Annotated in this window: 11 protein-coding genes; 3 read left to right on the top strand and 8 right to left on the bottom strand. The window is 72.3% G+C overall.

Translation table 11 applies throughout. From position 1 onward, the window contains the following. Window positions 1-11: 11 nt before the first annotated feature. Both ACSP50_RS10465 and ACSP50_RS10460 read right to left on the bottom strand, forming a co-directional pair. On the bottom strand, window positions 12-821 hold the full coding sequence (locus ACSP50_RS10465) for an SDR family NAD(P)-dependent oxidoreductase (RefSeq protein ID WP_014689150.1): 810 nt from the start codon (window positions 819-821) through the stop codon (window positions 12-14). A gap of 58 nt (window positions 822-879) precedes the next feature. Beyond that, on the bottom strand, window positions 880-2,109 hold the full coding sequence (locus ACSP50_RS10460) for an MFS transporter (protein ID WP_014689149.1): 1,230 nt from the start codon (window positions 2,107-2,109) through the stop codon (window positions 880-882). 85 nt (window positions 2,110-2,194) lie between these two features. On the opposite strand from ACSP50_RS10460, the gene ACSP50_RS10455 reads away from it, so the two are divergent. Beyond that, window positions 2,195-2,743 (top strand): ABATE domain-containing protein, encoded by a 549-nt coding sequence (locus tag ACSP50_RS10455; protein WP_014689148.1) that lies wholly within the window; start codon window positions 2,195-2,197, stop codon window positions 2,741-2,743. A 32-nt stretch (window positions 2,744-2,775) separates the two neighbouring features. On the opposite strand, the gene ACSP50_RS10450 is transcribed toward ACSP50_RS10455, so the two are convergent. From ACSP50_RS10450 to ACSP50_RS10425, 6 genes are all read right to left on the bottom strand, one after another. Continuing rightward, entirely contained in the window at window positions 2,776-3,282 is a 507-nt protein-coding gene (locus ACSP50_RS10450) for a flavin reductase family protein (RefSeq protein ID WP_014689147.1), read from the bottom strand. A gap of 5 nt (window positions 3,283-3,287) precedes the next feature. Continuing rightward, window positions 3,288-4,700, bottom strand: a complete 1,413-nt coding sequence (locus tag ACSP50_RS10445; protein ID WP_014689146.1) for a trehalose-6-phosphate synthase — start codon at window positions 4,698-4,700, stop codon at window positions 3,288-3,290. A 58-nt stretch (window positions 4,701-4,758) separates the two neighbouring features. Beyond that, window positions 4,759-5,817: a zinc-binding dehydrogenase gene (locus ACSP50_RS10440; protein WP_197688126.1), complete on the bottom strand. Its 1,059-nt coding sequence runs from the start codon at window positions 5,815-5,817 to the stop codon at window positions 4,759-4,761. Between the two features lie 38 nt (window positions 5,818-5,855). Next, window positions 5,856-7,031 carry an acyl-CoA dehydrogenase family protein gene (locus ACSP50_RS10435; RefSeq protein WP_014689144.1) on the bottom strand — a complete coding sequence of 392 codons (1,176 nt, stop codon included), beginning with the start codon at window positions 7,029-7,031 and terminating at the stop codon, window positions 5,856-5,858. A gap of 87 nt (window positions 7,032-7,118) precedes the next feature. Continuing rightward, complete coding sequence (locus tag ACSP50_RS10430; RefSeq protein WP_080127769.1) at window positions 7,119-8,288, bottom strand: transposase; 1,170 nt, start codon at window positions 8,286-8,288, stop codon at window positions 7,119-7,121. A 32-nt stretch (window positions 8,289-8,320) separates the two neighbouring features. Beyond that, on the bottom strand, window positions 8,321-9,865 hold the full coding sequence (locus ACSP50_RS10425) for a GMC family oxidoreductase (protein WP_014689142.1): 1,545 nt from the start codon (window positions 9,863-9,865) through the stop codon (window positions 8,321-8,323). A gap of 549 nt (window positions 9,866-10,414) precedes the next feature. On the opposite strand from ACSP50_RS10425, the gene ACSP50_RS10420 reads away from it, so the two are divergent. Together ACSP50_RS10420 and ACSP50_RS10415 are read left to right on the top strand one after the other, a co-directional pair. After that, entirely contained in the window at window positions 10,415-11,767 is a 1,353-nt protein-coding gene (locus tag ACSP50_RS10420) for a M1 family metallopeptidase (RefSeq protein ID WP_099343730.1), read from the top strand. A gap of 40 nt (window positions 11,768-11,807) precedes the next feature. Then, on the top strand, window positions 11,808-12,524 hold the full coding sequence (locus ACSP50_RS10415) for a dienelactone hydrolase (protein ID WP_014689140.1): 717 nt from the start codon (window positions 11,808-11,810) through the stop codon (window positions 12,522-12,524). Window positions 12,525-12,560: the final 36 nt, after the last annotated feature.

The raw sequence follows: 12,560 nt of genomic DNA, 5'->3' as shown, positions 1-12,560 counted from the left end.
GGGGCGCACGCTCAGGACTCGGCCGCGACCGCCAGGTGCTGCCACGCCTGCCAGGTCTCCAGCCGGTCCTCGTACTCCCGGGTGACGATGTCCAGCGGCGCGCTGCCGAAGAAGACGCGCAGCGGCGGCCGCGGATCGTCCACGACGGCCAGCAGGGCGGCGGCGCTGGCCCGCGGGTCGCCCACCCGGCGGGCCGTGGGCCGGCGGTCGCGGGCCGCGCGGACCAGGTCGTACTCCGGGGACTCGGCGCTGTGCCGGGCGGAGCGGCCGGCCCAGTCGGTGCGGAACCCGGACGGCTCCACCAGGGTCACCCGGATGCCCTGGGCGGCCACCTCCTGGGCGAGCGACTGGGTGAGCCCCTCGACCGCGAACTTGGAGGCGCTGTACGCCCCGAGGCCGGGGAACGCGACCAGTCCGCCGATGCTGGACACCTGGATGATGTGCCCGCCGCCGCGGACCCGCAGGATCGGCAGCGCGGCCTGGGTGACCCAGAGCAGGCCGAGCACGTTGGTCTCCAGCTGGGCCCGGATCTCCTCCTCGGCGAGCTCCTCGACCATGCCGAAGTGGCCGTAACCGGCGTTGTTGACCACCACGTCGAGACCGCCGAAGTGGGCGGCGGCGCGGCGCACCGCCTCGACCGCCGCGGGGCGGTCGGTGACGTCGAGCCGCAGCGGGAGGAACGTCTCCGGGAACTCCTCGGCCAGGCCGGCCAGGTCGCACGGCTGCCGGGCGGTGCCGGCCACCCGGTCGCCGCGGCGCAGGGCCGCGGCCGCCCACTCCCGGCCGAAACCGCGGGAAGCGCCGGTGATGAACCAGATCATGCGGCGGCCTCCGCCCACTCCCGGCCGAAGCCACGCGGGACGCCGGTGACGAACCAGATCATGCGGCGGCCTCCGCCGACTCCCGGCGGCCGGCCGGCGCCGTGATCCGCAGGCGCAGCAGGTGCCCGGCGAGGGCGGCCACCCCGGCGACGGCCACCAGCGCGGCCACCGCGCCCCAGCCGAAGTGCAGGTAGATCCGGGCGCCGGCCCACGAGCCGCAGGTGCCGCCCAGGAAGACGGCGGTCATGTACACACTGTTGAGCCGGCTGCGGGCGCCCGGCACCAGGGCGAAGATCCGCGCCTGGTTGGCCACCTGGCTGGTCTGCACCGACACGTCGAGCAGCAGCATGCCGGCGGTCAGCCCGATCAGGCCGGGCACGCCGTGCCAGGTCCCGGTGAGCAGCACCGCCGCGGCCAGCAGCAGGCCGCCGAAGCAGAGCACGCTGATCACGTCCGGCCCGCGCCGGTCGATCTGCCGGCCGGCCACCGGCACCGCGAAGACGCTGGCCGCGCCGACCAGGGCGACCAGGCCGACGACGCTGGTGCCGTAACCGAACGCCGGTCCGGTGAGGTGGAGCGCGATGCTGGTCCAGGCCGCGGTGAACGCGCCGAACAGCAGGAACTGGTAGAGGCAGGACCACCGCAGGGCGGGCTGGGTGCGCAGCAGCCGCAGCGAGGTGGCCAGCAGGGCGGGATACCGCTCGGTCGACGAGGGTGCGGTCGCCGGCAGCGCCACCACCAGGGCGATCGCGAGCAGCACCGCGAGCGCGGCGGCGATCAGGTACGGCGCGCGCCAACCCAGCAGCTGGCCGAGCGTGCCGCCGAAGGTGCGGGCCAGCAGCACCCCGCCGAGCAGGCCGCCCTGCAGGATGCCCACGGTGCCGGCGGCGCTGGTCGGCCCGGCCAGGTCGGCGGCCATCGGGATGAGGATCTGCGGCACCACGGTGGCCGCGCCGACGATCGCGCAGAACGCGAGCAGCGGCGGCACCGAGGAGGAGATCCCGGCCAGGAACAGGCCGGCCGCCACGACGCCGAACAGGGTGGCGATCAGGCGGCGGCGGGGCAGCCGGTCGCCGAGCGGGACGAGCAGGAAGATCCCGGCCGCGTAGCCCAGCTGGGCCATGGTCGCGACGGTGGTCGCCGTGCTCTCCGAGATGTGCAGGTCCCGGGCGAGCAGCGGGGTGATCGCCTGCGGGAAGTAGACGTTGGCCACACCGACGCCGCAGGCCAGGGCCATGAGCAGGATCAACCGGCGAGACGGCGCCGGGGATGACTTCAGGTCCGTCACGACAACTCCTCGTAAGTGGGTATGGAACCTATATAACCGGTTCCCGGGGAACGGGTCAAACCGGTTCCTGAGATACGGTGCAGGGGTGGCAGCCGAACCGTTCCGTCAAGGCGCCGGGCGCCTGTGCCTGGACTTCACCCGCACGCTGCGCCGTCGCGGCCATCCCGACGCCGTCGAGGAGCTGCCCACCCCGGCCGCGGTCCTCGCCTGGGTGACGCAGTTCGGCCCGGTGCCGGCCACCGTCGCGAGCCTTCCGCCGGCCGACGTGCAACGCTTTCGGGAGGCGGTGTTCACCCTGGTCACCAAGGGACCGGCGGGGTGCGCGGCGACCGACCTGGACCTGGTCAACCGGATCGCCGCGGCACCACCGCCGATCCCGGCGGTCCAGCCGGCCGGCACGCTGGACTGGACCGCCGGCGACCCGGTCGCCGCCACCCTCTCGCTGGTCGCCCGGGACGCCCTCGACCTGGCCACCACGCCGGCCGCGAGCCGGATCCGGGAGTGCGCCGACCCGGCCTGCAGCGCGCTGTTCGTGGACAACTCGCGGCCCGGCACCCGGCGCTGGTGCGCGATGAGCGCATGCGGCAACCGGGCGAAGAAGACCGCCTACCGCGACCGGGCCACCGCAGGCTGACCGAACGGCACCGGCAAGGCGCAAGGGACCGCCTACCGCGACCGGGCCACCGCGAGTTGATCGAGCGGCACCGGCCGGGCGAAAGCGCGGTCGCAGTGCACCAGCGGGGCCGGCTCGGCCACCGTGACCGCCAGCACCCGGCCGACCAGGATGCTGTGGTCGCCGCCCTCCAGGACACTGTCCAGGGCACAGGCGGCCCGGGCCGCGGCGCCGGGCAGACCGGGCAGACCCAGCTCGTACGGCCGCATGTCGCCGGCCGCGAACCGGTCCTCGCCGGAGCGGGCGAACCGGGCCGCCACCGCCGCCTGATCGGCGGCCAGTACGTTGACCAGGAAGCGCTCGGCGCGCACGAACGCGGCGTGCGTGCTGGCGGACTTCGCCAGGCAGAGCAGCACCAGCGGCGGGCTCAGCGACAGCGAGCTGAACGCGCTGGCGGTGAAACCCCACCGCCGGCCGTCCGGGTCCACCGTGGTCGCCACCACCACCGGCCCGGGCACCCGGGCCATCAGACTGGTGAAGTCGGACGTGGTCACCGACATCGCGGTCACCCCTCTCCCGCCGGATCGTCGAGCCGGGCCAGGAAGGCCTGGGCCCAGTCAGTCAGGTCATGGGCGAAGACGTGCTCGCGCATCGCCCGCATCCGGCGCACGCCCTCGGCCGGATCCAGTTCCAGCGCCCGGCGGAACGCCGCCTTCACGTCGTCGCCGTGGTGCGGATTGACCGGCAGCGCCTGGGGCAGCTCGGCGGCCGCGCCGGCGAACTCGCTGAGCACCAGCACGCCGCCGCCGTCGTGCCGGCTGGCCACGTACTCCTTGGCCACCAGGTTCATGCCGTCGCGCAGCGGCGTCACCGTGAGCACGTCGGCGGCCAGGTAGAAGGCGGCCAGTTCGGCCTGGTCCACCATGGTGTGCAGGTAGTGCACCACCGGGCGGCCGACCCGGCCGTGGTCGCCGTTGACCGCGGAGACCAGCCGCTCCACCCGGTCGCGCACCGCCCGATACTGGTCCACCCGTTCCCGCGCCGGATTGGCGATCTGCACGACCACCGTGTCGGCGGCCTTGATCTGGCCGTCGGCGAGCATCTCGTGGATCGCCCGCAGGCGCACGTCGATGCCCTTGGTGTAGTCGAGCCGGTCGACGCCGAGCACCACCCGGGCCGGGTCGCCGAGCTCGGCACGGATCTGCGCGGCCCGGAGGCGGACCTCCGGGCGGCGGGCCACCCGGTCCCAGGCCGGCGCGTCCACCGAGATCGGGAAGGCGTCGACGCGTACCGCCCGATCCTCGACGAACAACGACCCGGGACCGGCCCGGCGCGCCCCGGCGAACCGCACGGCCGCCTCGGCGAACCCCACCGCCGCGGCCGGGACCTGGAAACCGACGAGGTCCGCGGCGAGCATCCCACGCAGGATCTCGGCCCGCCACGGCACCTGCTGGAACAGCTCCACCGGCGGGAACGGCACGTGCAGGAAGAAACCGATCCGCAGGTCGGGCCGGAGCCGGCGGAGCATCTCCGGCACCAGCTGCAACTGGTAGTCGTGCACCCACACGGTGGCGCCCGGCGCGCAGGTCTCCGCCGCCACCCGGGCGAACCGCTCGTTGACCCGCACGTGCCCGGCCCACCAGCGGCTGTCGAAGGTCGGCCGGACCACCACGTCGTGGTACAGCGGCCACAACGTGGCGTTGGCGAACCCGTCGTAGTGGTCCCGGACGTCCTGTTCGCTCAACCGGACCGGAACCAGGGTGGTGCCGCCGTCGGTGAACGGCGCGACGTCGACGCCGGCGACGCCGGGCCAGCCGACCCAGGCACCGTGCCGCCGGCTCAGGAACGGTTCGAGGGCGCTGACCAGGCCGCCCGGGCTGCGCTCCCAGAGCAGGGCACCGTCCGCGGCCACCCGGGACTGGACCGGCAGGCGATTGGCGACGACCACGAAGCGGGCGTCGTACGATCGCTGCTCCATCGACTCTCCTCTTTCCTCGGGGGCGGCGGGAGCCGGGCCGGAGCCCGGCCCCCGGCCGCTAGCGGAAGTCGACGATGGTCTTCAGGCTGGTGGTGTGCCGGTAGTTCTCCAGCACGTCGACCAGGCCGTCGTAGTCGTCGAACCGGCAGACGTGGGAGAGCAGCCGCCGGCCGTCGACGATCCGGGAACGCAGCATCTGCATCGCCGACGTGATCACGTTGGCGGTCTTGTGCATCGGGAAGTGCGTCACGTCGAACGGCGCGGCGCTGATCCGGATGCCCTTGGCGAGCATCAGCCAGGTGTCGAACTTCTGCATCTCCTGCGACGCCCCGTACAGCACGTAGTGGCCGCCCGGCTTCAGCTTGCGCATCGCCACCCGGCGCGGGTCGTTCTCCTCCGGCACTCCGCTGATCGTCGGCAGCGTGTCGAAGACGTAGTCGAAGGTGCTCTCCGGCACCGTGTCGATCAGCTCGTGCGGCAGATACGCGTGCTGCGAGAAGTGCTCCTCGGCGTGCTGGTTGCGGGCCGGGTTGGCGTCCATCGAGACGATCCGGTTCGGCGCCAGCAGCCGCTGGATGACACTGCCCGCGATGATCCCGATCGGGCCGGTGCCCAGGATCAGCACCCGGTCGCCGACCTGCGGCGGGTTGGTCAGCACCGAGCGCAGCGCGCCGGTGGTCGGCTCGATGAACGAGGCCTCCAGGTCGCTGAGGTCGTCCGGCACCTTGACCGCGGCGGCCCGGTCGTCGTCGAAGAAGTGCCGGTCGGCCCAGAACACGTCCTCGAGGATCTGGCCCGAGAAGATCGGCCGCAGGCTGCGGTACTCGGCGAAGCCGCCGTAGTCGGTCTGCCCCCAGTAGACGATGCGGTCGCCGATCCGCACGTCGACACCGCCGCCGTCGAACTCGGGTCCGATGTCGACGACCTCGCCCAGGTACTCGTGGCCGAGGATCACCGGGTACTCGGAGGGGAACAGGTGACCCTCGAAGAACGAGATGTCGGTCGAGCAGATGGAGACACAGCGGGTCTTGAGCAGCAGGCCGTCGGCCGGGGTCGCCGGCACCGGCACTTCGGCGAGCACCGTCTTGCGCGGTGCGAGCAGCTGAACTGCCTTCATGTTCGGCATTGCGGGGTCCTTTCGGGAAGCGGAAGAGATCAGCGGCGGACGCGCAGTTCGCCGCCGACCAGGTACTGGCCGACCATCTCGAAGTGCTGCGGAGCGAGGGTGATGTGCTTGACCGCCGAGTGCACGTCGCGGAACGCCCGCTCCAGCCGGCTGGTCTCATAGAGCGAGGTGGAGCCGGCCAGGTCGTACGCGATGTCCACGGCCTGCACGGCCAGTTCGGCGACGGTGGCCGCGGTGAGCCGGACGGTGGCGGTCAGGCGTTCGCCGCCGCTCTCACCGGACTCGGTGACCCGCTCGGCGGTGTCCCGCAGCAGCGTCCGCGCGGTGTGCACGTGCATGGTGGCCCGGGCCAGGCGGTCCTGGACCACGTGGCTACGGGCCAGGCTGCCCGAGCCGCCGGTCTGCACCTTGCCGCGGACCAGCTCGGTCACCGTCGCCACGGCGTCCCGGGCCACCCCGGCGGCGGTCGAGGCGGAAGTGAACGGGCCGAAGTCGTAGTAGCCGATCGGGTAGGCGCGGGAGAACCGGCCGGCCGGCGGCCGCAGCATCGCCGCCTGGTCCACCGTGTACTCGGCCGGCACGAAGACGTCGTCGGCCTCGAAGTCGTTGCTGCCGGTGCCGCGCAGACCCAGCGTGTGCCAGTTGTCCAGGAGCCGGACCGCGGACACCGGCACGAACAGCATCCGCAGCTCGGGCGCGGACCCGCGCAGCACCGGCTGTCCGTCGCGGTGCACCGGCGCGGCACAGACCAGCCAGTCGGCGAACGCCGAGCCGCTCGCGAAGCCCCACCGGCCGCTGATCCGGTACCCGCCGGCGGTCTCCTCGGCCCGCCCCGCCGGGTTCACCGCGCCGACCACCAGACCGCCGCTCTGCTTGAACAGCTCCCGGGCGGTCTGCTCGGGCAGGTAGTCGGAGATCCGGCCGATCGCCCCCTGCACACCCATCTGCCAGGCGACCGAGGCGTCCAGCCGGGCCAGCGCCTGGATCACCAGCGATCCGGTGTGCAGGCCGACCTGGCCGCCGCCGAACTCGGTGGAGACCCACATCCGCGGGATCCCGGCGTCGCGCAACGCCTCGAAGACGGCCTGCGGGGTGCGGCGCTCCCGGTCGGCCTCGGCGCGGTGCCGTTCGATCAGCGGCGCCAGCGCCGCCACCCGGGACAGCCATTCCGATTGTTCCCCGGTCTCGGGGGGTTCCCACAGCACGACGAATCACCTCACCATCGGGAAAAGGTTTGGAAAGTGATAGGAAAAGCATGCGCCGATCCGTTGGGGAAAGAAACGGCGACTTCGTCAAATCGTTCCGGGAAAAACTGCCCCGGCGGCCTGCAGAACGGCCGAGCAGACATCAATCAATTGCAAGGTGTACGCCGCGGACACCATCGTCATGTGGTGATGCCAGCCGGGGAACGAGCGTCCCTCGTAATCCAGCACGCCGAAATCCCGGCGCAGTTCGGCCAGTGTCCCGGCGGTCCGGTCGGCGTACCGGCCCAGCTCCAGCGTGGTGCCCGGCCGGTCGGCCCGGTTGGTCAGCCAGTACCGGGTGAACCGGCGGGATTCCGGCGACCACTCGCCCAGCAGCCACAGGTCGGCGCCCCGGCCGCCACGCAGCGCCACCGACTGCACCGCCACCGTCCGCGGCGTGCCGTCCGGGTCCGGCACGGTGACGCTGTGCCGGGCCCGACCGGCCGCCGCGGCCTGCAGCAACTCGCCTACCGTCGGCGAGGTCCCGTCCCCCGGCCGGCCCGCCCGGCACGCCGGGATGCGCTGGCCCGGGGACACCGCGATGACCAGCTCCCGGCGTCCGGCCAGCGCCACCACCAGCGGCCACACCTCGTCCAGCTCGCTCAGGTCGGCCACCAGCGGCAGCCCGGCGCGGAACCGGGCCGATCGCCGCACGACGTCGAGCACGTGCCGCCACACCGGTCGCGCCTCGACCGAGTCCGGGATCCGGGCCCGGGCCCGCCGGGCCCGGTCGGCGCCCCACTCCGGGCCGAGCACCAGCTCCCAGTCCACCGGCACCAGCTGCCGCCCGGTGGCCAGGAACAGGCTCACCACCAGCTGGCAGTTGACCGTGCGGCCGGCCGCCACGACGAACCGGCGCTGCACCCCGACGCTCTGCGAGCCGCGTTTCGGGATCGCCGACACCGCGACGGTGAGCGCCTGCCCGGGCGCGGCGTCCCAGAGCATCTCGGCGAGCCGGCGCCGCGGACCGCCCCAGTCCCACGGGCTGAAATTGATGAACTGGCGCAGGCCGCGCGCGACGAAAGATTCCGCGCCGACCGAGCGGGCTATTTCCTGAACGGTTTTCTTGCCGCGTGCGGTGAGCATTCCCCGGAGATAGATTCGCGCCCACCGGCGCTGATCGGCCCGGCCCAGATCACCGAACATCTCGTCGACGAATGCGGAGACCCGGGTCTCCTGCGGCGATCGCACACTGTCGTCCCCGTACACCATTCGCATCCCCGTGTCGTTTCCAGCGGTGCCCCGACGAGTCAACGGCCGCTGATGATGACCTCACTCGCGCGTTCCGCGAGCATGGTGACCGGCGCCTGGGTGTGCGCCCGGACGATGCTGGGCATCGCCGCGGCGTCCACCACGCGCAGCCCCCGCACGCCTCGAACGCGGAACGACAGATCGACCGGCGAGTCGTCGCCCGGCCCCATCCGGCATGTGCTGACCGGATGGAAGATGCTCAGGCCGGTGGCCCGGACGTACCGCTCGATCTGCGCCCGGTCGGTGGAGAGCGCGCCGTCGGTGAGCGGCTCACCCCGCCAGCGGCTCAGCACCGGCTGCTCCAGGATCCGCTGCGCGGCGCGGACCCCGGCCACCACGGTGTCCAGGTCGGCGCGGTCACTCAGGTAGCCCGGGTCGATCAGCGGGGCGTCGGACGGGTCGGCCGAGCGCAGCGTGATCGACCCGGTGCTCTCCGGCCGCAGCAGGATGACCCCGAGCGCGAAGCCGTGCTCGGCGCTCGTCTTGTGCTCCCCGTACGGCAGCACCAGGAAGACCACCTCGATGTCCGGCCCGGGCAGGTCCGGATCGGTGCGCAGGAAGGTCAGCGCCTCGGAGACGATCGAGTTCAGCGGGCCGGTCCGGTCCCGCAGGTAGGCGCGCATCTGTTCGGGGCCGGCCGACACCCCGGGCGACTCGAAGCCGCGGCCCGCGAACGCGAGCGGGACGAGCAGGTGGTCGGCCAGGTTGCGGCCGACCGCGGGCGCGTCGACCACCACCGGGATGCCGTGCTCGGCCAGGTGCCCCGCCGGGCCGACCCCGGAGAGCATCAGCAGGTGCGGGGTGCCGACCGCGCCGGCCGCCAGCAGCACCTCGCGGTTCGCCCGGACCTGCCGGATCTCGCCGTCGATCTCCACCTCGACGCCGGTCGCGGTGGTCCCGTCGAAGATCAGCCGGCGCACCCGACCACCGGTCACCACGCGCACGTTGTCCCGCTCGGCGCACCGGTCCAGATAGCCCTCGGCGGAGCTGTGCCGCAGCCCGTCGACATGGTTCGCCCGGGCCAGCAGCGTCCCCTCCTGCTGCTCGCCGGCCGGGGCGTGCCCGGCCAGCGCGGCGGCGCTGAGAAAGTCGGCGGTCACCGGGCTCGGGTACCGGATGCCGGCCAGCGGCAGCCGCTCGGCGACCGCCCGCTCGAAGTACGGCAGCACGTCGGCGTAGCCCCAGCCCGGGTAGCCCTGCTCGGCCCAGCCGTCGTAGTCGGCGCGGTGCCCGATCGTCCACAGCTGCGCGTTGATCGAGGCCGATCCGCCGAGCCCCTTGCCGCGCGGGTACGGGATCACCCGGCCGTCCAGCCCGGCCTGCGGCACGGTGGTGAAACCCCAGTCCACCTCACTGCCGAAGGTCCGCGGGAACAGCATCGGGATGCGCAGCTCCGGGATCGAACGCGGATCGGTGGCGCCCGCCTCGAGGACCACCACGGTGTGCTCGCCGGACGCACTGAGCCGCTCGGTGACCACGCATCCGGCGGACCCGGCGCCCACCACGACGTAATCCGCGGCCAGCGAAGTATCAATCTCGGTCACGGTGCAATCTCCTCGGTCGGTCGACATGACAACATTGTTGACCCATGTCAATTTGTTAACGCTCTACCCGATCGGACTGCTTGAATTTACCCAGCCGGTCGCACGCGCCAAAGAGAAAGCTTCCGACTTCGCCAATTCGCGCACTGAGCAGCGGAAACGTGACGATCTGAAAATTAGGCAAGTGACGTTCATTACTGGCTCCGTCCACTCACGACACCTCTATTTCACCTCCATGCAACAAAGAGGCGCCCGAGGTCCAAGATCTATTTATCCTGGGGGAAATCAGAAGTGGATCTTCAGCCAGCCGCGGTACCGCTCGCCCGACGACCGGTACGGCGGCGGCCGCAACTCGGCCAGGATCTCCCGATCGGTGGCCGGGCCACCAGCCAGACCAGCACCAGCTGAACGAGCCCTTGCGCCCGCGTCGCACTTACCGCCGCAGTGCGCCCCACCGGTTCCACCCACGACGTCGTGCGGCGGGGCGGCACCGACCCGGGGACAAGGGTTTTCCCCGTTGTCCGGGGTGCCGGCGACATTCATGCTCGTCGAATGATGGGACGCAGATTGGCGACCGGGCTGCTGCTCGGCGCAAGCCTCGCCGTGCCGGCCACCCCGGCGCTGGCGACCACCTCGGCACTCGCGGCCGACACCACCCGGACGCCGGCCACCCCGGCGTACACGGTCGATCTGACCAGCAACGGCACCGGCGGCACCTGGACCGGGCACGAGAGTGTGACCTTCAGCAACGCATCGCCGACGCCGCTGACCGAGGTCTATCTGCGACTGTGGGACAACTACCACGGCAGCTGCCCGTCGACGCCGATCACGGTGAGCAACGTGACCGGCGGGACGGCGTCGGCGCTGACCGTCGGGTGCACCGCCATGAAGATCACGCTCCCGGCGCCGCTGGCCCAGGGGGCGAGCGGCAGCATCGGGTTCGACCTGTCGATCGTGGTGACCTCCGGGGTGGACCGGTTCGGGCACGACGGCAGCTACTACTTCATCGGCAACGCGCTGCCGGTGCTGGCGGTGCGCGACGCGGCCGGGTGGCATCTCGACCCGTACACCGACAACGGCGAATCGTTCTATGCCCTGGCCAGTGACTACACGGTGAAGCTCGACCACCCCAGCTCGATCGTGGTGCCGGCGACCGGGACGTCCACCGACGTCGCCGGCGGCAGCGGGCGGACGGTGACCACGGCGGTCGGCAGGCAGGTGCGCGAGTTCGCCTGGGCGGCCGGGCCGTTCGCGAAGACGTCCGGCACGACGGCGGCCGGGGTCAAGGTCAACGTCTACCGGGTGGGTTCGATCGGTGCGGGCAGCGCCACCTCGATGCTGAACACCGCGACCGCGGCGCTCGACGCGCACGCCGCGCGGTTCGGCGCGTACCCGTACGGGGAGGCCGACGTCGTCCTCGACAACGGGTTCTGGTTCGGCGGGATGGAGTATCCCGGCTTCGTGCTCGACCTGGTCAGCACCACGGCGCTCGCGCACGAGCTGGCGCACCAGTGGTTCTACGGCATCGTCGGCGACGACGAGTACACCACGCCGTGGCTCGACGAGGGCTTCACCGACTACGCCACCGACCTGTACTTCAACAAGACCGGGTCGGGCTGCGGCATCACCTGGCAGTCGTCGGCCGAGAAGGTGACGAACTCGATGGCGTACTGGGACGCGCACTCCAGCCGATACAGCACCGTGGTCTACGGGTACGGCAAGTGCACGCTGCACGACCTGCGCCGGCTGATCGGCAGCACGGCGATGACCAACCTGCTCAGGTCGTACGCCGCGGCGCACTGGTACGGGATCTCCACCGTGGCCGACTTCAAGGCGGCGGCCCAGGCCGCAGCCGGCTCCACCGATCTGACCTCGTTCTGGGCGGCACACCGCGTCGAGGGGTGACCGTGGTTCACCGGCGGCACGGTGGGGTACGACAGCGTCCATGCGGATTCATGCGGCCGGGACGCTGCTCGACGGGGACCTCACCGTTCCGCCGGACGCCGCGGGCATGGTGCTGTTCACCCAGAACGGCCCGCGGGACCGGGCGGTCGCCGCGGCGCTGCACGAGGTGAGCCTGGCGACCCTGCTGATCGAGCCGCTGACCGCGCCGGAGCGGGGGGACGACACCCGCCGCTTCGACGTCGACCTGGTCGCCGACCGGGTGATCGGCACCCTCCGCTGGCTCCGCGCCCAGCCCGTCACGACGTACCTCCCGATCGGTCTTTTCGGAGCGGGCGTCAACGCCGCCGCCGCGCTGGTCGCCGCCGCCGCCCGGCCCGGCGACGTGCAGACCGTGGTCACCCGCGGCGGCCGGGTCGACCTGGCCGGCGGGGCACTGGCCCAGCTGATGGCGCCCGCCCTGTTCATCGTCGGCGAACGCGATCAGCGGCTGCGCCTGCTCAACGAGGAATCCCGTCAGGCCGCCCGCTCGCACGCCGACATGTGCGTGATCCCGGGCGCCGACCGGTTCTTCAGCGGCACGCAAGCCCTACGGCAGGTCACCGTGCAGGCCGCGGACTGGTTCCGGATCCACCTGGCGGCCCCGGTGCCGCAGCGGCCGCCGGAGATCGACACGGCGCTGCCGGTCGAGCACTCGAGCCTGATCGACATGTTCCCGGCGCCGTCCACCACCCAGGAACGCTGCCCCGACGACGCGTGACCTCCGCCGGTACCGGGGTATGGTCGGGGACCGGAC

It is taken from the genome of Actinoplanes sp. SE50/110 (assembly GCF_900119315.1).
Lineage (GTDB): Bacteria > Actinomycetota > Actinomycetes > Mycobacteriales > Micromonosporaceae > Actinoplanes.
Note: the sequence above shows the minus strand (reverse complement) of the source record. Positions and strands in the feature narration are given on the sequence as shown.